Annotated in this window: 25 protein-coding genes, 1 tRNA gene and 1 pseudogene; 12 read left to right on the top strand and 15 right to left on the bottom strand. The window is 63.2% G+C overall.

Annotated features, from left to right (window positions below; genetic code table 11):
• Nucleotides 1-235: 235 nt before the first annotated feature.
• Nucleotides 236-1,654, bottom strand: a complete 1,419-nt coding sequence (locus tag J4G43_RS06705) for a M20 family metallopeptidase (protein ID WP_208084316.1) — start codon at nt 1,652-1,654, stop codon at nt 236-238.
• 284 nt (nt 1,655-1,938) lie between these two features.
• Here J4G43_RS06705 and J4G43_RS06700 point away from each other — a divergent pair, with 284 nt between their 5' ends.
• The 3 genes from J4G43_RS06700 (at nt 1,939) to J4G43_RS06690 (ending at nt 4,299) form a co-directional block, all read left to right on the top strand.
• Nucleotides 1,939-2,910, top strand: a complete 972-nt coding sequence (locus tag J4G43_RS06700) for a S1C family serine protease (protein WP_208084315.1) — start codon at nt 1,939-1,941, stop codon at nt 2,908-2,910.
• 29 nt (nt 2,911-2,939) lie between these two features.
• A complete protein-coding gene (locus J4G43_RS06695) occupies nt 2,940-4,010 on the top strand; it encodes a carboxylesterase family protein (protein ID WP_208084314.1) in 1,071 nt (356 codons plus the stop codon).
• Nucleotides 4,011-4,092: 82 nt separating this feature from the next.
• The gene (locus J4G43_RS06690; RefSeq protein ID WP_085401909.1) at nt 4,093-4,299 is read left to right on the top strand and encodes a hypothetical protein; all 207 of its coding nucleotides are present in this window, start codon (nt 4,093-4,095) and stop codon (nt 4,297-4,299) included.
• Between the two features lie 78 nt (nt 4,300-4,377).
• On the opposite strand, the gene J4G43_RS06685 is transcribed toward J4G43_RS06690, so the two are convergent.
• The 3 genes from J4G43_RS06685 to J4G43_RS06675 all read right to left on the bottom strand — a co-directional run bounded on the left by J4G43_RS06685 (nt 4,378) and on the right by J4G43_RS06675 (nt 6,041).
• Nucleotides 4,378-5,037: a DsbA family protein gene (locus J4G43_RS06685; RefSeq protein ID WP_208084313.1), complete on the bottom strand. Its 660-nt coding sequence runs from the start codon at nt 5,035-5,037 to the stop codon at nt 4,378-4,380.
• 98 nt (nt 5,038-5,135) lie between these two features.
• Nucleotides 5,136-5,612 carry a PaaI family thioesterase gene (locus J4G43_RS06680; protein WP_208084312.1) on the bottom strand — a complete coding sequence of 159 codons (477 nt, stop codon included), beginning with the start codon at nt 5,610-5,612 and terminating at the stop codon, nt 5,136-5,138.
• A gap of 3 nt (nt 5,613-5,615) precedes the next feature.
• Nucleotides 5,616-6,041, bottom strand: coding sequence for an acyl-CoA thioesterase (locus tag J4G43_RS06675; RefSeq protein WP_014491606.1), 426 nt, complete (start codon nt 6,039-6,041; stop codon nt 5,616-5,618).
• 111 nt (nt 6,042-6,152) lie between these two features.
• Between J4G43_RS06675 and J4G43_RS06670 the strand changes: the two genes are divergently transcribed.
• Complete coding sequence (locus J4G43_RS06670) at nt 6,153-6,701, top strand: TetR/AcrR family transcriptional regulator (protein WP_208084311.1); 549 nt, start codon at nt 6,153-6,155, stop codon at nt 6,699-6,701.
• A gap of 45 nt (nt 6,702-6,746) precedes the next feature.
• On the opposite strand, the gene J4G43_RS06665 is transcribed toward J4G43_RS06670, so the two are convergent.
• The gene (locus tag J4G43_RS06665) at nt 6,747-7,238 is read right to left on the bottom strand and encodes a hypothetical protein (RefSeq protein WP_208084310.1); all 492 of its coding nucleotides are present in this window, start codon (nt 7,236-7,238) and stop codon (nt 6,747-6,749) included.
• Between the two features lie 199 nt (nt 7,239-7,437).
• Between J4G43_RS06665 and J4G43_RS06660 the strand changes: the two genes are divergently transcribed.
• Together J4G43_RS06660 and J4G43_RS06655 are read left to right on the top strand one after the other, a co-directional pair.
• Nucleotides 7,438-7,731, top strand: coding sequence for a PsiF family protein (locus tag J4G43_RS06660; RefSeq protein WP_208084309.1), 294 nt, complete (start codon nt 7,438-7,440; stop codon nt 7,729-7,731).
• A gap of 101 nt (nt 7,732-7,832) precedes the next feature.
• On the top strand, nt 7,833-8,918 hold the full coding sequence (locus J4G43_RS06655) for an AbrB family transcriptional regulator (RefSeq protein ID WP_208084308.1): 1,086 nt from the start codon (nt 7,833-7,835) through the stop codon (nt 8,916-8,918).
• A gap of 171 nt (nt 8,919-9,089) precedes the next feature.
• Here the strand turns inward: J4G43_RS06655 and J4G43_RS06650 are convergent, their stop codons facing one another.
• Entirely contained in the window at nt 9,090-9,629 is a 540-nt protein-coding gene (locus J4G43_RS06650) for a disulfide bond formation protein B (protein ID WP_208084307.1), read from the bottom strand.
• Nucleotides 9,630-9,787: 158 nt separating this feature from the next.
• Between J4G43_RS06650 and J4G43_RS06645 the strand changes: the two genes are divergently transcribed.
• Nucleotides 9,788-9,872, top strand: a tRNA-Leu gene (locus J4G43_RS06645).
• Between the two features lie 387 nt (nt 9,873-10,259).
• Nucleotides 10,260-10,514, top strand: coding sequence for a hypothetical protein (locus tag J4G43_RS06640; RefSeq protein ID WP_225004694.1), 255 nt, complete (start codon nt 10,260-10,262; stop codon nt 10,512-10,514).
• Nucleotides 10,515-10,691: 177 nt separating this feature from the next.
• On the opposite strand, the pseudogene J4G43_RS55870 reads toward J4G43_RS06640, so the two are convergent.
• The 4 genes and pseudogenes from J4G43_RS55870 to J4G43_RS06620 form a co-directional block, all read right to left on the bottom strand.
• Nucleotides 10,692-11,540, bottom strand: a pseudogene (locus J4G43_RS55870) (recombinase family protein); the annotation flags it as partial.
• Between the two features lie 93 nt (nt 11,541-11,633).
• Entirely contained in the window at nt 11,634-11,957 is a 324-nt protein-coding gene (locus tag J4G43_RS06630) for a hypothetical protein (protein WP_208084306.1), read from the bottom strand.
• 59 nt (nt 11,958-12,016) lie between these two features.
• The gene (locus J4G43_RS06625; protein WP_208089606.1) at nt 12,017-12,163 is read right to left on the bottom strand and encodes a hypothetical protein; all 147 of its coding nucleotides are present in this window, start codon (nt 12,161-12,163) and stop codon (nt 12,017-12,019) included.
• A gap of 121 nt (nt 12,164-12,284) precedes the next feature.
• On the bottom strand, nt 12,285-12,989 hold the full coding sequence (locus J4G43_RS06620; RefSeq protein WP_208084305.1) for a hypothetical protein: 705 nt from the start codon (nt 12,987-12,989) through the stop codon (nt 12,285-12,287).
• A gap of 151 nt (nt 12,990-13,140) precedes the next feature.
• Between J4G43_RS06620 and J4G43_RS06615 the strand changes: the two genes are divergently transcribed.
• A protein-coding gene (locus J4G43_RS06615; protein WP_129557670.1) for an IS3-like element ISRj2 family transposase occupies nt 13,141-14,270 on the top strand; the annotation gives its coding sequence in 2 pieces (ribosomal slippage) (nt 13,141-13,393 and nt 13,393-14,270; 1,131 coding nt in all).
• Between the two features lie 807 nt (nt 14,271-15,077).
• On the opposite strand, the gene J4G43_RS06610 is transcribed toward J4G43_RS06615, so the two are convergent.
• The 4 genes from J4G43_RS06610 to J4G43_RS06595 form a co-directional block, all read right to left on the bottom strand.
• A complete protein-coding gene (locus tag J4G43_RS06610; RefSeq protein ID WP_208084304.1) occupies nt 15,078-15,653 on the bottom strand; it encodes a DNA-binding protein in 576 nt (191 codons plus the stop codon).
• A gap of 134 nt (nt 15,654-15,787) precedes the next feature.
• The gene (locus J4G43_RS06605) at nt 15,788-16,345 is read right to left on the bottom strand and encodes a hypothetical protein (protein ID WP_208084303.1); all 558 of its coding nucleotides are present in this window, start codon (nt 16,343-16,345) and stop codon (nt 15,788-15,790) included.
• Between the two features lie 6 nt (nt 16,346-16,351).
• Nucleotides 16,352-17,062, bottom strand: a complete 711-nt coding sequence (locus tag J4G43_RS06600; RefSeq protein WP_208084302.1) for a P-loop NTPase family protein — start codon at nt 17,060-17,062, stop codon at nt 16,352-16,354.
• Nucleotides 17,063-17,066: 4 nt separating this feature from the next.
• The gene (locus J4G43_RS06595; RefSeq protein ID WP_208084301.1) at nt 17,067-17,531 is read right to left on the bottom strand and encodes a hypothetical protein; all 465 of its coding nucleotides are present in this window, start codon (nt 17,529-17,531) and stop codon (nt 17,067-17,069) included.
• A 456-nt stretch (nt 17,532-17,987) separates the two neighbouring features.
• On the opposite strand from J4G43_RS06595, the gene J4G43_RS06590 reads away from it, so the two are divergent.
• Both J4G43_RS06590 and J4G43_RS06585 read left to right on the top strand, forming a co-directional pair.
• Nucleotides 17,988-18,467, top strand: coding sequence for a phasin family protein (locus J4G43_RS06590; protein WP_208084300.1), 480 nt, complete (start codon nt 17,988-17,990; stop codon nt 18,465-18,467).
• Between the two features lie 327 nt (nt 18,468-18,794).
• Nucleotides 18,795-19,109: a hypothetical protein gene (locus J4G43_RS06585; protein WP_208084299.1), complete on the top strand. Its 315-nt coding sequence runs from the start codon at nt 18,795-18,797 to the stop codon at nt 19,107-19,109.
• A gap of 376 nt (nt 19,110-19,485) precedes the next feature.
• On the opposite strand, the gene J4G43_RS06580 is transcribed toward J4G43_RS06585, so the two are convergent.
• Nucleotides 19,486-19,806: a DUF1488 family protein gene (locus tag J4G43_RS06580; RefSeq protein ID WP_225004691.1), complete on the bottom strand. Its 321-nt coding sequence runs from the start codon at nt 19,804-19,806 to the stop codon at nt 19,486-19,488.
• 859 nt (nt 19,807-20,665) lie between these two features.
• Here J4G43_RS06580 and J4G43_RS06575 point away from each other — a divergent pair.
• A complete protein-coding gene (locus J4G43_RS06575; protein WP_208084297.1) occupies nt 20,666-21,049 on the top strand; it encodes a response regulator in 384 nt (127 codons plus the stop codon).
• Nucleotides 21,050-21,092 lie beyond the last annotated feature (43 nt).

Here is a 21,092-nt window from a genome sequence, read left to right as displayed (position 1 = left end):
TGGATGCAGGCAGCCGCACCGCGGCCGCCGGGTTTTGCTGGCGGTAGATGGCACACCGAATAGGCCGCGCGTCAACTGCGACCATGTGTATGCAAACGGTGTTCTGGCTGTCTGTTGGGCAAAACTCTGTTCCGCAGCCCAAGCGTTCGGCAATCCGGCGCTAAATCGCGCCGGAATCCACGTTGCACTGCGGAAAATTTGTTCGCGGCATCAGACGAAGTATCGAGGCGAAATTCTACGCCACGGACATGGTCAGCGGCGGCGCGACGTGGTCCGGCAGCGGACAGACGTAAGGTGTCTTGGCGGTCCGCTTCTGCAAGTCCGCTTTCGCGGCCTTGATCAGCTCCGGATCCGTCAACGCCTTGATGCCGATCCCGGCCATCGCCTTGGCCGCCTGCACCATGGCCTTATGAGCGTGTCCGCTCTTGCCCTGCGCCACCACCTGCCAGGTGTGGAACGGCGTGCCGATTGCAACCGTGGGTGCGTGAACCTGCACGGTCGGCACCACCCAGCTCACGTCGCCGACGTCGGTCGAGCCGACCAGCGGGTTGCGCTTGGCATCGAGCGGCACCAGGAAGTCGGCCAGCGGCCGATCAGTCGGCTCCATGCCGATCGCGTAATAGACCGACGCGATGTCCTTGTCGCTCAGCGTGGCGCGGATCTGGCTGGCAAAGGCCTTGTCGGCGTCGTCGAAATGCGGCGGCCCCAGCTCTTCCATCACCCGGTGCAAGGCCTGCTCCAGCGGCGTATTCGGCAGGATGTTGGAGACCGCGGAGATGATCTTCATCTCGACCTTGGTCTCGGTCATCAACGCTGCGCCTTCTGCGATCTTGCTGACGCGTCCGACCAGCTCGTTCATGCCGGGCAGATCGCGGGCGCGGATCGAATAGCGCACGCGCGCATGCGCCTGCACCACGTTGGGGGCGATGCCACCGGTGTCGAGCAGGGCATAATGCACGCGCGCGTCGCTCGGCATGTGCTCGCGCATGTAGTTCACGCCGACATTCATCAGCTCCACCGCGTCGAGCGCAGAGCGGCCGAGATGCGGCGAAGCCGCCGCATGCGACGTGCGGCCGGTGAAGATGAAATCCGCGCGCGTGTTGGCGAGCGACGGCGTCACCGCGACTTCCCAGAAGCTGTGCGGATGCCAGGTGATGGCGATGTCGGCGTCTTCAAACGCGCCCGAGCGCACCATGAAGGCCTTGGCTGCGCCGCCCTCTTCCGCCGGGCAACCGTAATAGCGAACGCGGCCGGGCACCTTGTTCTCGGCGAGCCAGTCCTTCATCGCGGTCGCGGCGAGCAGCGCCGCGGAACCAAGCAGATTGTGGCCGCAACCGTGGCCATGGCCGCCGGTCTCAACCGGACGGTGCTCGGCGACGCCGGCCTCCTGGCTGAGGCCCGGCAACGCGTCATATTCACCCATGAAGGCAATGACCGGACCGCCCTCACCCCACTCGCCCATCACCGCGGTCGGGATGCCCGCGACGTTCTCGGTGATACGGAAACCCTGGTGGCGCAGCTCGGCGAGATGCTCGGCGGCGGACCGCGCCTCGGTGTAGCACACCTCGGGCATGCCCCAGACCCTGTCGCTGAGGTCGATGAAACGCGCCTTGATCGTGTCGACGCCACGCCAGATGTCGCTGCGGTTATCCATGCTTCGGTCCGTGATCTCTTGGTCAAACGAAGCGGCAATGGTTAGCAGCTTCATTGCACCCCGCCTAGCACGTCGCGGGACAGCAGCCATGCGGCCGGTGCTGGATCGCGCGGCCGCTTGCCACCTGTGCGGGCGTCCTGTGCCTGTCGAAGATTTCACGCGGCGATCTCCGGAATAGTTGGGAACGAGGCTTTCAAGACGGCCTCCTCCAGCCTAAATTATGGGTGCTTCGCGCGTCGTTCCGCCGGCCAAGGCGGAGCAATGCTCTCAGCCAGGAGAACTCCATGCCCGCCCTGACCGAATGGAGAGTGCCGCCGGCCAATCAGCCGCGCGCGAGCGATTACGGTTTCGATCTCGACCGCTCGCTGGCGTCCGTCGTCGGCCTGCACGCCATCATCCCGCCCGACGCCTTCAGTGCCGAAACGCTGGGCACCGAACGCGCCGGCAACGGCGTCGTGATCGACAACGGGCTGGTGCTGACCATCGGCTACCTCATTACCGAGGCGGAATCGGTGTGGCTGCATCTCGCCGACGGGCGCGTCGTCGAGGGGCATGCGCTCGGTTTCGATTCCGTCACCGGCTTCGGCCTCGTGCAGGCGCTCGGCCACCTCGACGTCGAACCCTTGCCGCTCGGCAACTCGGCGAAAACAAGGGTCGGCGACCGCGTCGTGGTCGGCGGCGCCGGCGGGCGCACCCGATCGGTCGCGAGCCAGATCGTGGCCAAGCAGGAATTCGCCGGCTATTGGGAATATCTGCTGGACGAGGCGGTCTTCACCTATCCCGCGCATCCGAACTGGGGCGGCACAGCGCTGCTCAACGAGCGCGGGGAGCTGATCGGCATCGGCTCGCTCCAGCTCGAGCGCGAACGCGACGGCAAGGCCGAGCACGTCAACATGATCGTGCCGATCGACCTGTTGAAGCCGGTGCTCGACGATCTGCGCAAATTCGGCCGCGTCAATAAGCCGTCGCGCCCCTGGCTCGGGCTCTATTCGACCGAAATCGACAACCGCCTGGTGGTGATCGGGATCTCCACCAATGGCCCGGCCGCGCGCGCGGAGCTGAAGACCGGCGATGTCATCCTTGCAGTGGACGGCGAGGAGGTGACGAGCCAGACCGCCTTCTACAAGAAGATGTGGGCGCTCGGCGCCGCCGGCGTCGACGTGCCGCTGACCGTGCATCATGAAGGTGTCACCTTCGACGTCACGGTGACGTCGACCGACCGCTTCAAGCTGCTGAAAGCGCCGAAGCTGCACTGACACCACCGAACTGACGCAAGGAAGCGGCGATGACCGAGGCCGTCGTTGACGACATCGTGACCGTGCTGCCGCCGCTGCTCAACGCGCTGGAAGCACTCGGCTTCTTCACCCGGAATCTGCATCCGCCGGCCTTTGCCTCGGTGATGAATGCGATCGGCGCGCCCGACGCGGCGCTGCAGGCGGCGCACGCTGCGATCGGCGCCTGGCCCGAGCAGTTCGCCGAGCTGCGCGAGCGGCTCGACCGCGCCTGCAACGAGACGCTCGCCGCCTTTGCCGGCATACGCGAGGTCGAGCGCGGCAATGGCGATCTCGTCGCGGTCTTCCGCGCGCTGCGCCATCTGCCTCGTGCGCAGGAGGCGCTGTACCCGCTGTCGACCCAGTTTCCGCCGGTGAGCAGCTTCTTCCTCAACGCCGCCAATCGCGAGAATGACGATCTGCTGGCGCGGCTGGAAGCCGGCGCGGGCGAACTCACCGGCATCTTCCACGACCACAACGAGCCCGGCAGCCGCGGCGGCTTCTCGGTCTATGTGCCAGAATATTACTCGCCGGAGCGCGCCATGCCGCTGGTGATGGCGCTGCATGGCGGCAGCGGCAACGGCCGCGGTTTTCTCTGGAGCTGGCTGCGCGATGCCCGCAGCCTTGGCGCGATCCTGGTGGCGCCGACCGCGACCGGCCCGACATGGGCGCTGATGGGCGACGATAGCGACACGCCGAACCTCATGCGCATTCTCGACACGGTGCGCAGCCGCTGGACCGTCGACGGTTCGCGCCTGCTGCTGACCGGCATGAGTGACGGCGGCACCTTCTGCTACGTCACCGGGTTCGACGGCGCCTCGCCCTTCACGCATCTCGCGCCGGTGTCGGCGACCTTCCATCCGCTGATGGCGGAGATGGCGGACGCCGTGCGCCTGCAGGGGCTGCCGATCTTCATCACCCACGGCAAGCTCGACTGGATGTTTCCGGTACAGACCGCGCGCCAGACGCAGGCGGCCCTCTCCGCCGCCGGCGCCGATGTCACCTATCGCGAGATCGACGACCTCAGCCACACCTATCCGCGCGAGATCAACGCAGAGCTGCTGGAGTGGCTGAACCGCGGATGAACGGGTCGTCCTTATCTGCGCCGTACTGCCGCGGAACCATCACTCCGGGCCGACGTTATCGCCCGTCACCGGAGGTTCGCAGATGCAGACGTTTTTCGGAATGATTTTGGGCGCGCTACTGCTCGGTTGCGGCGTGTACGTCTATGACTCCATGCAGACGTCGTCGGTCGCCAATGGCGAGGTCGCGACGTCCAATCGCACGATCGTGAACTGGGACGTCGCCAAGGCCGATTGGGATGCGCTGCGCGATCGCGCGCACAAGGACTGGGTCCGCATCTCGTCGAAGTAACGACGCGATATCACGAACAAGGCGCCGTCGCGGGTCCGCGGCGGCGCCTTTGCGTTGACGGCGATCGATGTGCTCGCGTCAGTTCATCTTGGCCTTGCGGGCATCGGCGATGACCTGCTCGAACTCGGTCATGCTGAGCACGCCCGGCACGCGGTACTTGCCGACGATGAAGGAGGGGGTACCGCTGAAGCCGAAGGCTTCGGCCTGCTCGTTGTTGCGCTTGAGGACGGCGTCGATGTCCTTGGCGCGGTCGGTGAGATCGCGCTTCAGGCGGTCCATGTCGACGCCGGCGGCCGCGAGCAGCTCGTTGATGCGCGGCTCTGTCAGGCGCGAGCTGACACCCATCATGGCATCATGCGCCTGATGGTATTTGTCCTGGAATTTTGCCGCGAGCGCGATCCGCGCCGCGGTGACCGAGACCGGCCCGAGGATCGGCCAATCCTTCATCACCAGCCTGACCTTGCCGTCGTCCTGGACCACCTGGCGCAGCTCCGGTTCGAGCTTGCGGCAATAGGGACAGTTGTAGTCGGACCATTCGATGATGCTGATATTGCCGTCGGGATTACCGGCCACGGGGACATCGGGGTCGCGCAGCACCTTGGCTTCGGTCAGCACCTCGTCATCGGCGGCGGCCGCGCGCGCAAAGGTGATCCGACCTGCCGCAAGGGCACCCGCCCCGATCAGCGTCAGCGCCGCACGCCGCGTCGCCACGAGGCCCTTGTTCCTGAATCCAGCCATATCTCGTCCCGTTTCGGTCCCATCGCTGCAAATACGGTTCGCGAGCGGGAACTGTTACGCGTCATATAGAGCGTTGCGGGCGCGATGTCATCGCCATGCTAGGCGCGGATCGCCGCCGGCGCTGGCGAAGCCGCCGCGCGGGGCAGCATCGCCATCAGCGTGCCGGTCATGGTGGCGATCAGCGTGGTGTTGCCCTCATGCTCGGCAAAGGCCCGGGCCTCGCAGAAGGTCAGCGTGCGGCCGGGCTTGACCACCTCGGCCTTGAAGACGAAGCGCATGCCGCGGGCGGGCGCCAACAGCGTGGTCTTGAACTCGACGGTCAGGATGTCGGCCTCGGGCGGCATCAGGGTGAAGGCGGCGACGCCGCAGGCATTGTCGAGGCCCGCCGTGATGATGCCGGCATGGATAAAACCGTTCTGCTGCGTGAAGGCCGCCGAATGCAGCATGGCCAGTTCGACCTCGCCCGGCGCGAGGCGGACGATCACGATGCCGAGCGTGCGCATCGCCGGTTGGCCGTCGAACATGGCAATGGCGGCAGCGCGATAGCCCGGATTTTTCGGCTCGAACGCGGCCATGGCTCAGGCCTCGGCCGGCTCGGCAAGATGCTGCAGAGCGACCGCGCGGATCGCATCCGTGAACGGCGCCGACTTCCGCTGGCTGCGGTCCATGTGCACGCCGGTGATGTCGCAGAACGCGGCGATCTCGCCGGTCTCGGCATTGGTCATGTCGTGCCGGAAGCGGATCGACTTGTCGCGGACCTCCAGCAAATGGCTGCGGATCTCGACGATGTCACCGGCAAGCAGCTCCCGCCTGTAGGTGATGTTCTGCTGCACGGCGGCCATGCCGCGGCCGGAAGAGCGCAGATAGCTCGGCGTCAGCCCGAGGCGGGCAAACAGATTCCAGTTGGCCTCGTCGAATTTGCCGACATACCACATGATGTTCATGTGGCCGACGTGATCGCACTGCCACGGATAGACCGTGCCGCGATAGGTCGCCTCCTGCATCGCAATTCCTCCTGCCGTTTTTCCACCCTCTGATCATTGATACGGTAGCGTATCAGCACCTCCGCGCGTTAGCAATACGGTACCGTATCAAGAACCGGTGAGGCTTCCTTCATGAACGACGGCAAGGGCGATGTCTGGGTCGAGGCAGGGTTTACCGAGCTCGCCCGCTCGGGGGTCGAGGGCGTCAGGGTCGAGGTGCTCGCCAAGAATCTCGGCGTCACCAAGGGCGGCTTCTACCGCCGCTTCGCCGACCGTGCCGCGCTGCTCGATGCCATGCTGGAACGCTGGCGCGAGGGACGCGCGGCGTCGATCGCGCAGCAGACAAGCCTCGATGGGCAAGAGCCCCGCGAGCGGCTGAAGGCGGTGATCCAGCTCTATTCCGAGCGGCTCAATCCGGAGGGCATGGCGATCGAGCTCGCGATCCGGCAATGGGCCCGCTCGGACGAAAACGCCGCCACGGCGGTCGCGAACGTGGACGCGGCGCGGCTCAAGCACGTCGCCGAGCTCTATCGCGCGACCGGCCTCGAGGCCGAGGCGGCCGAGGCGCAGGCCTTCCTGTTCTATTGCTTCATCTTCGGCCAGAGCTTGCTGTTCGTCGAGCGCGGTCCGCGCAAACGCTCGCAGCTGGTGGCGAAGTCGGCCGAGAAGCTGCTCGACTAGCGAAATGGCCGGAGCTTTGCTCCGGCCATCGCATCATGTCGAAGCTCAGGCGGCGCCCTTCAGCTTCTTGTTGCACTCGCTGTAATAGCCGCCGCCCTTCTCGATCCACTTCATGCCGCCATTGCCGTTGGTGGTCTTGTTGGCGTTGTACTGGTCGACGCAGGTGTGGAGGCGGGCCTTGCCGGCGGTCTCCTTGGCGTATTTCGGGTCGACCGCATTCGGATAGACCGCGGGTCCGGCCGGCAGGGTTGGCGCGGCAGCGGGGGCCGCCTCCTTCTTCGCCTGCTTCGGCTCGGCAGGAGCGGCGGGCGCAGCCGGAGCAGCGGCGGCCGGCGCGGCGGCAGGCGTCGCATCCGCTCCGCACTGGGCCTTGCGGAAGTCATTCCACTTCGTTGTGCCAAGCGAGCCGTCCTTCTTGGCGGCCTGGTATTTCGCGCTGCACTCCTGCGAGGTCAGCGCCTGCGCCGGCGCGCTCGCGACCAGCGCGGCAAAGCCCGTCAATGCAACCGCACACAGCAATTTTGATTGAATGGTCATCCTTGGTCCTCCTCCTTGGTCTTCCCCGACGGAAGCGAAACGAGGATTGCTATCCTAGCGTGCCGCCCGGCCGCGACAAGGAAGCGATGGCTCCTGCCGCCAAAATATAGTGACCCCCCCGGCTCGGATTATTCATGTCGCGTTCAGCAAGGCGAGCCGACGTTCCCAACCCTCCGCAATCTCGCAAGAGTGCACCACCATGACCTTCACGTCTCGCCTCGCCATCGTCGCCCTGACCTCCCTGCTCGCCACCGGCACCGCCTTCGCGCAGACCGCCGCGCCGGCTGCCAAGACCGACGCCAAGACCACAACTGCCGCCGCCCCCGCCGCCGACAAGAAGGCGTCGAAGGAGCGCTCGGCGGAGTCGCTCGAATGCTCCAAGCAAGCGGACGCCAAGGCACTGAAGGGCAAGGAGCGCAAAAAATTTCGCCGTGAGTGCATGAAGGAAGCGAAGGCCGGCACCGCCGCCCCCGCCGCCGCCGACAAGAAGTAAATCCGTCACACTACGGTTTGCGAGCATCCGTGAGAGGCGCGCGCATTGCGGCATGACGAGGCTGCAATTGTGTGCCTCTCGCTGATTTGCGATAAGGTGGCGTGAAGCAAATCACCGCCTCCCTGCCGTTCGAATTGCCAAGCCGTGCCAAGATCTTGAGCACGGTGGAGACGCTTGTCATCGGCACCGCCGGAGGCCTCGTGTTTCTGGTCGCCGGACTTCCCGGGGGACTGATCTCGGGCTCGATGATCGCGGTCGGGATCGCCGCGATCGCCGGCCGCCAGCTGGCACTGCCGCCGATCCTGACCCAGACCGTGCTGGTGCTGCTCGGCATTTCACTGGGCTCGGTCGTCTCGCGCCACCTGCTGCAACAGGTCAGCGCCTATCCCCTCACCATCGGCCTGCTTGCGCTCGCGACCTTCTGCTCGACCTTCGGTTCGAGCTATTACCTCCAGCGCATCCATGGCTGGGACCGCACCTCGGCCTTCCTCGCCGGCAGCCCAGGGGCCCTGTCGCAGATCACGATCCTGGCGGTCGAGCGCGGCGCCGACCTGCCTGGCATCGCCGTGGTGCAGACCCTGCGCGTGATCATCCTCACCGCGGCGCTGCCGATGGTACTCGCGTTCGCGGGCGTGGCGCCCTCCGTCGCGCCGTCGCTGACGACGACGATCGCCTCGCCGCTCGAGCTCGTCGAGCTGGTCGCGGCCTCGCTGGCCGCGGCGCTCCTGCTCCGGCTGATCAAGTTTCCGGCGAGCTGGATGTTCGGCGCGATGATCGCCTCCAGCGTGCTGCATGGCGCAGGCTGGGTCGAGGGCGGCCTGCCGAACTGGGTGCGCGGCGTGGCGCTGATCGGCATCGGCGCATTGATCGGCAGCCGTTTCGCGCGGATGCGGATCAAGACGCTGGCCGGCCACATCCATGCGGCGCTGGGCTCGTTTGCCGTGGCCATCGCCGTCTCCGCCATCTTCGTCGGCATCGTCGCGCTCACCACGCAGGTGAAATTATCGGATGTCGTCGTCGCCTTCGCGCCGGGCGCGATGGATGCGATGCTGGCGCTCGCGCTCACGCTGCACATCGACCCGATCTTCGTCGGCGCCCATCATTTGTCGCGCTTCGTGTTCGTGACGATCGCGACCCCGGGCATCGTGCACCTGTTCGGCCGCACGCAGGACGATGTGGATGATTAGCGAAGCGCCGCAGTCGTAGCGGAGCTCCGGTCTCGTAGGATGGGCAAAGGCGCGCTGGCGCCGTGCCCACCATGCTCTCCCGCAATATCGCTAAAAATGGTGGGCACGCTTCCGCCTTCGCTCTTCGAGCTACGGCGGACAAGTCGCTTTGCCCACCCTACGGCAGCTTGCCTAGCGCTTCGCCGTCCGCAAAAATCCCCACGCCGCGATCGCGGCCATCAACAGCGAGATCAGCACGTTGTAGCCGGCGAGCGAGAGGCCGAGGAAGCGCCACTGCACCTCGTCGCAGCGCACCACCTTGACGGTATCGAGCTTGGACAGCAGGTCGGCGGCATTGCCGAGATTGATGACGGGACCGGAGCAATCGGTCGGGCCCTTCCAGAAACCCCATTCGACGCCGGAGTGGTAGGTGCCGAGGCCGGCATTGGCGAGTGCCGCCAGCGCGAGGATCGCAAGGCCCGCGAGCAACAGCGGCCGCGGCGCCCCGCTCCGCGCCGCAAGCGCCGTGAGCACACCGACCGGGATCGCGAGATAATAGGCGTAGCGCTGCTCCAGGCACAGCGGACAGGGCAGGATCTCCAGCACGAGTTGGAAGAACCAGGCGCCGGCGATGGTCGCGGCGGCAATCAGCGTGACGAGCACCGAGGCGGTCAGCGCGGGACCGGTCCCAGCCCGTCTGAATGCAGGTATTGCGGCACTCTGGGTCGTCACGGCAGCCTCTTCCGGATGGGTCGCTTTCCTAAGGCTCTAACCCCGGCCCAGGCGGCTGTCGAGAACGGCCGGGATCACTTTGGCGCGGGTTGACCCTGCCCTGTCCATGGCTATAGTCCGCCCGCTTTGCGAGGCCCTCTTCCAGGGGCCGACCGGGAGCCCCTGTGGCGGAATTGGTAGACGCGCTCGACTCAAAATCGAGTTCCGCAAGGAGTGCTGGTTCGATTCCGGCCAGGGGCACCATTCCTGAACAGACTTACGAACCGCGGTCGTAGGTTGGCCATCTGGGCCAAGGGTGGCCCTGATATTATCGTTTGAGCCGATGATACGGATGGTGGTTTCGGAAACGACGATCGCATCGACAATAGCGCTGAGATAGGCCTTTCTGGCGGCGACATCCCCGCTCACGAGCTGTTCGCGCATCAACCGGGTAAAGCGTTCGACGGCGACTGGATCGATTTCGATGGGCAGCGCACTGGTCTTTTTGGCATACTCCAGAGCCTCAAGAGCCCGGTCTCGGTTAGCCCTGAGCGCCGACACCCGTTCCTTCAGGGTAGGATCGGTGCCATCGACTGTGCCAGCTTCGATCGCCGCATAAAGGCGGGACAACCGCTCCCCGGCGTCAGCGGCTTGGCGACCCAGATCAATGAGGCGGCGGTCAGCGGAGGCTTGGCGGTCATCACGGCGAGCCTTCAGGGCCGTGAGGATCGCCGTAACCCGCTCGGGCTGCAACAGCTGATCCAGCAAGGCCCCGACCACCAGCTTTTCAACGACGGGGCGGGAAATCTTTCGGTTGCTGCAAGCCCCACCATCGTCATGCTTATGCGGGCCCCGTTTGGTGGCCTGGATGCACTTGTAATAGCTGTAGACAGTCCCCGTTCTTGACGTGCCCGTCGCGGCGGTCAAGGCGCAGGATTTGGCGCAGTCGCAGCGGACCAGCCCGCCGAGCAGGGACGGCGCCGATGCAAGCCGCGGCCCTTTGGAGCGCGGTTGCCGGGAGACCAGTAGCGCTTGCACGGCATCGAACGTAGCGCGGTCGATGATCTCGGGCACGTCGTAATCGATGATCTCAGAAGCCTTCTTGCGTTCGCCGATCTTGCGGTCGTACTCGTTGAAGCGGCGCGAGCCGGTATAGGCCTCGCGCGTCAGCATTTCATGCACGGTGCCGGTCCCGAACAGCGCCCCCTTGCGGGTCCGGTAGCCATGCTCGTTGAGCCAGATCGCAATCTTCTTCGTGCCCAAGGGACCGCTGGTCCCGTCGCCATTCCGTGCGAGATTGAATGCCAGCCTGACGATTTCGGCCTCGACCGGCTCGATCGCCAGCTTCTTCTTTTGCTTGTTCCCGACGATGTCGGAATCGATCGATTTGAACCCGAGGGGAATGTTGCCGCCATTGGAGTAGCCCAGGCGCGCATTGGCCAGCATGGTCCTGGTTGTCGCGCGCGAGGTCTCCTTGGACTGCATTTCGTTGACGATACCGATGAACTTTCGGAACATGTCGCCCGTATCATCGTTGGCGAGCGGTTCAACATGCGAGATCAGCTCGACGCGATGTTTGCGCAGAGTCTGAACCGTCAGTTCCTGCTCGACTTGATTCCGAAAGGCCCGCGAAAAAGAATAGACGAGGATCGCGTCCACCGTACGCGTGCCGTCGGTCGCCCGCGTGATCATATCCTCGAAGGCGCTTCGCTTCATGTTGGTGCCGGTCTCGCCCTCGTCACGGAAGATGCCGATGACGTTGTCGCCGTCGCGCTTGCACCGCGCCACCAACTGCGCAATCTGGTCGTCCAAGCTCAACAGGTTTTGGGCTTGGGCCAGAGTCGAAACCCGTCCATAAATCAGGACGTTGCGCGGACGCGGTTCAACGGCGTCGTCAGACGCTGCGGCGACTTGAAGGTGCTTGCGGGCCACGGAAACTTCCTCACAAGATACGGTAAAAGAGTCTAACCACGCAGCGGAATCAGGGGAAGCGATACTTCGCCCAACGCCGCTGCACGGTTAAGATCAGGGGAACGGGACTTCGTCAACGACCACCTTCCAACGCTGCCGGAAGCCTTCCCATAAGATTTCTTTGTGTTTGGCCAACAGCAGCTCGAAGGGGCCCTGCGCGCCATTCAGAAGGTGGCGGAAGCCTTCCACGAACATGTCGTGACGCTGCTCTTCCGTGAGCTCTTCCAGCTGCCGGATCGCGGGCAGCCGGCCGAGCACCTGGAAGCACCTCGCCGGATCCGGATCGAAGTCGGTCTTGTTGGCGACCGCATCCATCGATTCCCGCACCAGCCAGAGCGCGGCCTCGACCGCGGATTCCGCAAAGGGTTCGATCGGCATCCGCAGGATGACGTTAGGGTGGAGATTGTCGTCAGGTATAGTCTTGTTCTTTCTCTTGGTTAGGGAGACGTCTTGCGGGATGCAAAGACGTCATCGAGCACCACCGAGAAGTAGCGCTCGATGGCGTCGAGCTCGGCGGGCGCGATTGGGGTGGGATCCGCGATCTCGTTGATCACGGTCCAAAACTCGGCGTCGGACGGCCGCAAGGGACCGATCTCTGCACGATTGCGCCTCGCTCCGTCCTTGGCCGGGGCAGACGCCGACGGCGTCGGCGACACAGCCACAGGGGCAGGCCGAGGTTGCAACCGCATCTTTGGGATGCCCGATTTAGCCACGGGCATACTCCGCTGACCGCTCTCGTTCGTGCTCGTGGGCACGTGCGGCACGGTCGAGTACGGGATCGAGCGTGCACGTCTTGACCTGAAGCCGCGACAGCCGCGCGGCCAGCCAGTCGAGCCGGCGCTCCGAATTGATCGTGACATTGAGCCGCTCTGAAAGCGGCAAATCGAGTCGGATATGCGCGTCGATCTCGCGCATATCGGCAAAAATTTCGAGCTGATCCCGCGCGCGAGAGAACGCGACATATGCGTCGTGTCGCGTCATCGCGGGGCTCGCCCAAACGAAGGCTCGATCCGTCGTCAGTCCTTGAGCCCCGTAGATCGTCGTGCTGTAACCGTGACCCAGCCGGGCGCGGCCATGTTCATCAGCCAGCTCCGACACGGAAAACTCGGCCTGACGTCCGCCGATATGGACGCGCAGTGTCGGGTCCAGCGTGTCGCGGCCGTCGATATGGGTAATGATAGCCGTGGTGCCGTTGATGACGGCGAGGCGATCATGTCGAACCAGGAAGCGGATATGGTCGCCGACCGCGAAGCCAAGCGTCTGGCCGTGGCCGGAGGGCGTCACGGCTGCGACCTCGATATCCTCGCCGATGATGCGTCCATCGCCCTTCAGACGGCTGCGAACCTCGTCGTTGAGGGCGCGGACCTGGGCATTCGTCTTGGCGATCAGAAGGACCGAGGACGGTGACACCGCGCCGTGGGCGCTTTCCCAGGCATCCACGACGCGCGTGACGGTCGACTTCTCACCTGTCTCAGAGCTGGCCCCGCAAATTCGGACAGTAGCTTGAGTGGATTTTCTGCCTGACAGCGGCGAGGATTCTTGCTGCGAATCAGGAGCGAAGATGACGAAGAAGAGCCGCCGGACGCATTCTCCGGCATTCAAGGCGAAGGTTGCTTTGGCTGCGGTCAAAGGCGACAAGACACTGGCGGAGCTGGCGCAACTGTTTGATGTTCATCCGAACCAGATCACGATCTGGAAAAACCAGCTCCTGGAAGGCGCCGCCGGCGTGTTTGGGCATGACAAGACATCGGCCGAGACGCCGGTCGATTTGAAGGCGTTACATGCCAAGATCGGCGAGCTGGCGTTGGAAAACGATTTTTTGTCCGGCGCGCTCACCAAGGCGGGCCTGCTGAGCGCAAAGCGATGATCGACCGCGATCATGATCTTTCTATCGTGCGCCAGGCGAAGGTCCTGAAGCTGGCTCGCAGCACGGTCTACTATGAACCTCGGCCAGTTTCGGCCGAGGACCTTGCCTTGATGCGTCGGCTCGATGAGCTGCATCTCGATTATCCCTTCGCGGGAGCGCGTATGCTGCGATCGTTGCTGCGGCGGGAGGGCGTATACGCCGGTCGCCGCCACATCGCGACGCTGATGAAGCGCATGGGGATCGAGGCGGTCTATCGTCGCCCGAACACGAGCAAGCCGGCTCCGGGTCACAAGATCTACCCGTACCTGTTGCGCGGATTGAAGATCGAGCGGCCCGACCATGCGTGGGCAATGGACATCACCTACATTCCGATGCGGCGTGGCTTCGTCTATCTCGCGGCGGTCGTCGATGTGTTCAGCCGACGGGTCCTGGCCCATCGCGTCTCGATCACAATGGAGGCGGCCTTCTGCGTCGAAGCGGTCCAGGAGGCGTTGGCGAAGCACGGCAGGCCCGAGATTTTCAACACGGATCAGGGCAGCCAGTTCACCAGCCTCGAGTTCACCGATGTGCTGCTGGACGCGAAGATCGCCATCAGCATGGACGGCAAGGGCGCCTGGCGCGACAACGTGTTTGTCGAGCGGCTCTGGCGCACGGTCAAATACGAAGAAGTTTATCTCCGCGCCTACGACAGCGTGTCCGAGGCGCGAGCGTCAATTGCCAAGTATCTGGCCTTCTACAATCAGGGACGCCCTCACTCGAGCCTTGACGGGCGCACGCCCGACGAGGCTTACTTCGGCACGCAAGCTATGGTGATGGCCGCATGACCGTCGCCGACGGTTTTGTCGTCGCTCTGGTCGGGCTACGCCCTCCCGACGCAACGACAAAACCGTAAAGCCCCGCGTTCAGCATAACCCGGCAGGAATCCACTTAAATCCAGCGGGGCGCTGTCCAAACAACCGGGGCCAGCTCTCCCCAACACCCCGTTCTATACGCGCCACCCCTTCCGTCTCGGAAAGACCACTTACAACGACGCCCGCTTCGAAAACTTGATCGTCAAGGTGCCGCCGGTTGCGCGCATCTAAATGACTGATCGGCGATACTCCGATAGACCCGCGTCGGGCGTGGTGGTGTTTCATCGACACGTCGCGAGCTCGGCGACGGCGACTCCGGTAGGTGGTGATCGGTGACCGGCCGCGGACGAGCGCAAGGCGAGGGACGGTAGGTCCGCTCCACCACAACTCCGCCGGCAGCCGTTGACCAAGCGACTTTTGCCGAATGCGGGACGCCTTGGGCTGCCGCCGCTAACTCGGGACAGCCGGTCCTTACGATATCGATAGTTGTGGGATCTAGCCGCCGCGGCGTCGGGGGCGGCGATACGGGCGACACCAGTGCAAACCGCCGAGCGTCGGGAGGCCGGCTACCGCGCGGGGCATGTCATGAATGACGGGCGACGCCGAACGCCGGCAGGCTCGAGCGACGGCGGCTTCCAGAATGGTGCTGATCGATGAAGGATTTCACTGTCGATCTGTCGGTTTGACGCTCACAGGCGAGTCTGCGTTCGGAGCTGCCGGTCTTTCCAGGAGGTACCGGTTGCGGGCCGTGAGCAACTCGTGGGCCACGCTGGGTAGGGCCTAACCGGCCGGCTGCTGCGCCGGATTTTTGGTCGACTTGGACGCATCTGCCGGCCCCGCGGTGAACTGCACCAGCGCATGGCGAAGAGTGGCGACCTCGCCGTCCTTGCGTGCGGCCTCCAGCTCCCAGTCGCGGATGCGCTCTGCGCACTGGTTGATCTGCTGGTCGCGCTCGGCGACCGTCTCTTCTAACACGGAGATGCGCTGCTGGGCCGCCGTGAGATCGGCGACGAGGCGATCGGCATGCTCGCCAGCACGCGCTGCGGCTGTCCGGGCTTCGGCCGCATCCGTAACCGCCCGCTCGATCTCCGCCGTCGCCTGCTTCTGGGCGGCGTCCAGCGCGATGTGCCAGAGGTCGGCGGTCAGGCTGTCAACGGTAGCCGTCAGTCCCGCCGGGACGGGCGGCAGTTCCAGACGCTGGTCCCGCGGCGTCCACGAGCCGAGATGCGTTTCGATCGTGCTGTAGCTGCCGTGCTTCGTGATCTCGCGGACGGCCTTCGCCGAGGGCTTGCGGCCCTCGGCGTCGACCTGATCGGCGGCACTGTGGACCTCCGCGCGGGTGATGTATGCTGTCATCGGATTACTCCTGAAAGGTGTAACCTGTAACGACCCCTTGCCGTTACACCGTTACACCCCTTCGCCTCCCCGCCGCCTATGCTGCTATGGCCCGTTGAATCCTGCCGCAGGAGGGAAGCGACAGGCTGAACCCGTCAGCCCTCGAAGGGCTGAACGATCGACGCCGGCAACTCGAACTCCTGGTAACCGATCGTCGGCATCCAGATACGGATCACGGCGCGATCGTCGTGGGAGCGGATGAGCCACCACAGCTTGCCCGGGTTCATCACTCCATCGATCAATCTCCCGTCCGGATATCGGAGAGTGATCTGGACCGGCTGCGTGACCATGATGCCATGCGGCGTGCGAAACCAGACGACCGAGCCATAGAAGGCGGCCATCGCAACGATCGCGACACCGGCCGGCGAGCTCAGCGATCTCAGGCCCCGGCGACGAGGCGGTCGGATCGTCTTCGGTGAGATGCGCTTGCGCGGTTTCGGCTGAGTCTCGGCGCGCACCGAGCGCGTCAAGGCGAGGGCGTCCGCCGACGTGAGAGACCGATCGGTCAGGTGGTCGAACCGCTCTTGCGGCGGCAAGGCCAGCAATGCCGACAACCGCTTCCTGCTGGCGGTCTCGAACGCCCTGACCGAGGCGGCGAACGCCGCCTCGGCCTTGGCATAGCTCTGCTTCACGCTTTCCATTGAGGTCGTCATGGTGGCCTATCCCACCAGCCACTCGGCCGCCGGGCGCACAGCGCGCATGGCTTCCAGGCGGAACTTTGCGAGGTCACGCTGGATCCGGATGGCGGGACCGATCCCGTGCACCTCACGCAGCTTCTTCGGGTTGAGCCGGTCGACGATCGCCAGACCGCCGGACTGGAGATAGTCTTCCGCGCCGTCCTCAAGGACCTGGGCATCGAGCGAGGTCAGCGTCGCACCGTTCACGTTCGCATGGAGCCAGAACGGATCGATCGGACCATGCAACCGGTTCTCGATCACGAAGCGCGCCGACGTCCACGACTTCGAAAGCGCCAGCAGCTTCGGCGTCTCGACCATGGCGCCCGGCTCGTTGGTCACGACCACGCAGACCGCGAATTCCGCGGCGAGCTCGGGCGCAACATCGGCCAGCATCGTGAACAGCGACACCGACGTGTTGGCACCGACGTCGACGATCGTGGGCAGCGTCGCCGACGACAATTCGTCCAGAACGGCATCGAACTCCGCACGGGCGGCCCGGCCGCCGGTACGCTCGATGGCCTCGCGGTCGGCCCGCATCTGGAAAAAGCTAACCCGGTTCTCGAGTTCGAGAAGCCGGTGGCTGGCGTCGATCTCGATGATCGGCGCGCCCTCCACCGCTTCTGCGAGTGCGCGGACGAGCGTGGTCTTGCCGACCCCGCCCTTTTCCTGGCAGCTGAAGAGAATACGCGACATCGTACTAGTCTTTCTCTGTCATCCGTTCAACGCGTTCAAAAGCCAGACGACGGATATCGTCTTCGCTCTCGGACGGCCGATCTTCGACCGCTTGCGTTTCTGCCTTAAGTTCGGATGACAGAGATAGACGCTGATTTTGCATTGCAAATTTTTGCGCCTTCGGACTCACTCCTTTCCTTGCCGCCTGCGCGGCACGCTTCTCATTCTGCAGTTCGATTTGCCGAACAAGCGCCGTCAGGCGATTGGTGGTCAGGGCGACACGATCTTTTCCTTGAACGACGCCCTGAGCGGCCAGGGCCGCCGCAATCGCGGACCACTGCACCTTGTCCTCGCGCAGCTTGTAGATTTCTGGAAGGGCCGCTCGGATCGCCCTCGTCGTTCCCGTCGTTTCACGACTGGATCGCGACTTCGATCGCTCGTTCTGCAGTCTTGAAGCATCAGCGCGGAGGCGCTTGATATCTAAGGTCATGCGTCATGACCTAGGCTTTCAGGGCCTAACTAGCGAGAACTAGAGCTGCTAGTGTTTACCAGTTCGTTTACCATTAAAAAACTAGTAAAAATTTCGGCACACCTGTGCATCTGGGATGCGGATATCAGATTACCGGTTATAGACGCTACTCGCGATCGTCGCGCCGCCGACTTCGCTGCTGACTGCATTTCGGGTCGTCCAGGCGAAGGTCGTGTTGAGCGCCCTGCATAAGCGTGGCGAGACTCACGCAGGCGATGACAAGAGATGGCCTACGCCGGACGGCCGTCAAGTGAACGGAACCACCGAAACCAGCCGCCGCTCAGCTCCCAAAGAGCAGCGGCGCTCATGCGAATTGCATGGGAACCCACATCAAGCTGCGCTTGGAACGTTAAGCTCGATCGCATGTTCTCTTCAGACGAAGGACCGTTGTGGTCGCCAATCGTCCCGGAGTGTCAGATGAGCAAACGTAAACTGGCAACGGCGTCAAAGCACGCCCGCAGCCCGAAGATGGCCGCGCGGGCCCAACGGACCACGCGGGCTATTGTAAGGAGCCCGAAAGACAATCCTCTCCGCCCTGTCGCGGCAGGCTCAACTGAGCCGCCTCCTGAGCTTCACAACGACTCAACACAGGAAGCTATCCTTGTTGAGAATCCGGCGACTGCCTTACAAGATGACTTCACACAGATGATGAGGGATGACGATTCTAAGAAAGGATTCGAGTCCTCTTCAGCCACGGCGAACGTGCAGGCTTATCAAGCAAAGATTCTGGAAATGGCTCAAGCCAACATGCAATTTGCTTCTGAATTCGCCCAGAGGCTTCTGGCGATCAGATCGCCCTTTGAATTTTTCAGCGTCATTTCAGAATTCACGAGCAAGCGGATCGCCATGTTCGGCAAGTATTCGAGAGAAATGTCTGAAGTAATTACTAGGCGATGAAAGCCTAAGGCCTGGTGTGTTTTGGCCTCACGATGCAGGTCGAGCGCACGCTACAATGAGATAAGCGACATCCTGGTTGATTTGGCTTAATCCCAGAAGCCCTCTAAAGCGATAGACGCACTTCTCCGCCGCGGACGCCAGGATCACTTTGGCAGTCCCATCGCTCTCTTGCAGGCGCAGATGGCAAAGCGCGCGAGATGCCATGATCGCTCCTCAACCTCTGCTCCCCGGTTTGCATCCTGCGTTTGACAATCACAGCTGGGCTCTTGGAACCATTCTGTCGCGAGCCGATTGGCTCACTGACACAATCACTTTTGGAGAAATGTTATGAAGGCTCTCGCAATCACTATGGCCGCCGCGGCAAGTACGCTTCTTGTGACCGCCGCTTCAGCTGCCCCGCTTTCCGCCAATGCATCAGTCGCACCGGAGAGCAACATTCAGAACGTTCGTATGGTCTGCAATGAAGACGGTCGCTGCTGGCGCGAACGTGGTGAACGCCGTGTTATCATCCGCGACGGGCGCGATGCTTACGGATATGCTCCTCGCGAGCGTTACATCGAGCGCCGCGGCTATGAAGACCGTGGCGGCATCGGCTTCAGTGCTCCCGGCGTGAGCGTTGGAATCGGGACCGACCGCTACTGAGAGACGACGAGATACCTTGTGAAAATGGCCGCGGTGTAGTCCGCGGCTTTTTCATTGGGACTCATCCTCAAATGGCATAGATCGAATGCTTCGATCGGCGTCTGGTGTGATCTACCCCGACTTTCCCAGGCGAGGAGCGTTCGTCCCTCGCAACCGTTCCGCAAACCAAAACGCCCCGATCGCGGCAAACGCGAGAAGGAAAATTCCTCCACACGACAGGAATGTAACTGCAAAACTTGTGTCCATGACATTCTCCCAAGAGAGATGATTGGGTGCAGTCTCGATTCGACTCCGCCGCTATCCTGGTGTGCCGCGATTTTTCAGGTGGCCAGATCGAAGGGCCGACGTTTCGCCGTTCGTCGAGCAGTTTCGCTGATCAGGCCGAGCTTGCGGAAGCAGGATCGGTGCAAAAATTTGCGGCGACCAGATCGTAAGAGCCCCTGCTGCCGCGGACGTACATCTTAGCAGCGGCGGCGCATATCAAGTCACGATTGAAATCGAACGCGTGCAGAAAACCCGACTCATCGTAACCGGTATCTGGTTGAATTCGCTTCAGCGCATCTTCGTTTATGAAAAACGATGCCTCAATAGCGCTGTCGTGTCCCCAAAATCGTACGGCACGCCGCGTGCGGTCATATGAACGGCTATGGTTGGGAAACTCGATCATGTTGTCGGGGCCGATCAGTTGTCGGAGCACGAGACCTCCGTGCCGGCTGCACGCGATTTGCGTCGCGGCATATTCGATGGCGTCCGATCCTATCTCCGGCGCACTCGCCTGCAACCGGTCGATACGCTGACAAGGTATCCGGTAGTCAAAGCTTGGCGCGAAGCGCGAAGGGAGGGACGTTGGAGCGATCCGGTTGCGCCAACCTCTAACTGGGTATGCTGGAAGCGGATCACAACCCCGCTCGATCCCGCCACAGCAAATAGTCGCGCCTGGCCTCGTTATTCTGCGGATCGGCACTATATCTTGGATATCACCGCGCGCCCCTCGGCTGTTATCGGTGACTGAGAGCAGTGTGCTCCCGCCGCGACCTAGAGGCGGTTACTATGTCAGATATCTCCAAATTCAGCGTTCGCGAGTGGTTAGTGCCTCCGGTACTGCTGCCGATCTTCTTTGTGCTGCTGATCGCTGCTGCGATGCTTATTCAGTGGTAGTTCCCCTCGTTGGGCCCGCGCCGTCTGCTGAAGCCAACCGCTCATTCCGGCCAGTCAAGCGAGTCCAATCGTCGTTAGCTTGCAAGCTGAACATCCGGGCGGCAGACGCCCTGGATGGAGCCCGCAAGATGCCGCCGGGAGACGAGCGCGCGGATGCGATGAAAATGGCTACGATCCTGGAGAACGCCGCTGAAATGCTCGAGCATTTCAGCGGCAGGGTCGGCGTGCCAGCAAAATGACGGTTGAGAGCTATCTTCTTCCCGCGCTCCACCGTTCAGGCCCAAACTCGGATATTTAGGAAAACAGCACCTGGGCATGGATCGTAGGGGCACCGAGATGCTTGTCTCAGATCAATCGCTTGTTTCAGTCACACCCGTTTTCCCGTGGATGCCCATCCGATGGTGCCCGATCTTTCACGCAGTCCGGCCGTCGTTCTCGTCGTAGAGGACGAGATGATGCTCCGCATGCGCGCGGTCGACATGGTGGAAGACGCCGGTTACACGCCGCTTGAAGCTCTGGATACCGACGAAGCCGTCGCAATCCTGGAATCCAGGTCCGACATCGCGCTCATGTGCACCGACATTCAGTTGCCCGGCAGCATGGACGGCCTGGGTCTTGCGCATACCGTGCATAAGCGTTGGCCGGCGATCAAGATCATCCTGGTGTCGGGACAATTGAACCCATCGAGCATCGATCTTCCCCCCTGCAGCAGATTTTTCGGCAAACCACTCCAAGCCTGGCAAGTCATAGCCCAGATGCGCAGCATGATAGGCCACGCCTGAATCTCGTGGTTCTTGGCGCCGGATGCCGCCAGACCTTTCAATG

It is taken from the genome of Bradyrhizobium barranii subsp. barranii (genome assembly GCF_017565645.3).
Taxonomy (GTDB): domain Bacteria; phylum Pseudomonadota; class Alphaproteobacteria; order Rhizobiales; family Xanthobacteraceae; genus Bradyrhizobium; species Bradyrhizobium barranii.
Note: the sequence above shows the minus strand (reverse complement) of the source record. Positions and strands in the feature narration are given on the sequence as shown.

Coding starts and splice junctions, on each gene's coding strand:
- J4G43_RS06585 (WP_208084299.1), top strand. CDS start 18,795: ATGAAGGCTCTCGCAATCACTATGGCCGCCGCGGCAAGTACGCTTCTT.
- J4G43_RS06690 (WP_085401909.1), top strand. CDS start 4,093: ATGCAGACGTTTTTCGGAATGATTTTGGGCGCGCTACTGCTCGGTTGC.
- J4G43_RS06605 (WP_208084303.1), bottom strand. CDS start 16,345: ATGACGACCTCAATGGAAAGCGTGAAGCAGAGCTATGCCAAGGCCGAG.
- J4G43_RS06630 (WP_208084306.1), bottom strand. CDS start 11,957: ATGCCGATCGAACCCTTTGCGGAATCCGCGGTCGAGGCCGCGCTCTGG.
- J4G43_RS06685 (WP_208084313.1), bottom strand. CDS start 5,037: ATGGCTGGATTCAGGAACAAGGGCCTCGTGGCGACGCGGCGTGCGGCG.
- J4G43_RS06595 (WP_208084301.1), bottom strand. CDS start 17,531: ATGACCTTAGATATCAAGCGCCTCCGCGCTGATGCTTCAAGACTGCAG.
- J4G43_RS06610 (WP_208084304.1), bottom strand. CDS start 15,653: ATGACAGCATACATCACCCGCGCGGAGGTCCACAGTGCCGCCGATCAG.
- J4G43_RS06600 (WP_208084302.1), bottom strand. CDS start 17,062: ATGTCGCGTATTCTCTTCAGCTGCCAGGAAAAGGGCGGGGTCGGCAAG.
- J4G43_RS06680 (WP_208084312.1), bottom strand. CDS start 5,612: ATGGCCGCGTTCGAGCCGAAAAATCCGGGCTATCGCGCTGCCGCCATT.
- J4G43_RS06575 (WP_208084297.1), top strand. CDS start 20,666: ATGGTGCCCGATCTTTCACGCAGTCCGGCCGTCGTTCTCGTCGTAGAG.
- J4G43_RS06705 (WP_208084316.1), bottom strand. CDS start 1,654: ATGGATAACCGCAGCGACATCTGGCGTGGCGTCGACACGATCAAGGCG.
- J4G43_RS06670 (WP_208084311.1), top strand. CDS start 6,153: ATGAACGACGGCAAGGGCGATGTCTGGGTCGAGGCAGGGTTTACCGAG.
- J4G43_RS06700 (WP_208084315.1), top strand. CDS start 1,939: ATGCCCGCCCTGACCGAATGGAGAGTGCCGCCGGCCAATCAGCCGCGC.
- J4G43_RS06590 (WP_208084300.1), top strand. CDS start 17,988: ATGAGCAAACGTAAACTGGCAACGGCGTCAAAGCACGCCCGCAGCCCG.
- J4G43_RS06665 (WP_208084310.1), bottom strand. CDS start 7,238: ATGACCATTCAATCAAAATTGCTGTGTGCGGTTGCATTGACGGGCTTT.
- J4G43_RS06675 (WP_014491606.1), bottom strand. CDS start 6,041: ATGCAGGAGGCGACCTATCGCGGCACGGTCTATCCGTGGCAGTGCGAT.
- J4G43_RS06660 (WP_208084309.1), top strand. CDS start 7,438: ATGACCTTCACGTCTCGCCTCGCCATCGTCGCCCTGACCTCCCTGCTC.
- J4G43_RS06695 (WP_208084314.1), top strand. CDS start 2,940: ATGACCGAGGCCGTCGTTGACGACATCGTGACCGTGCTGCCGCCGCTG.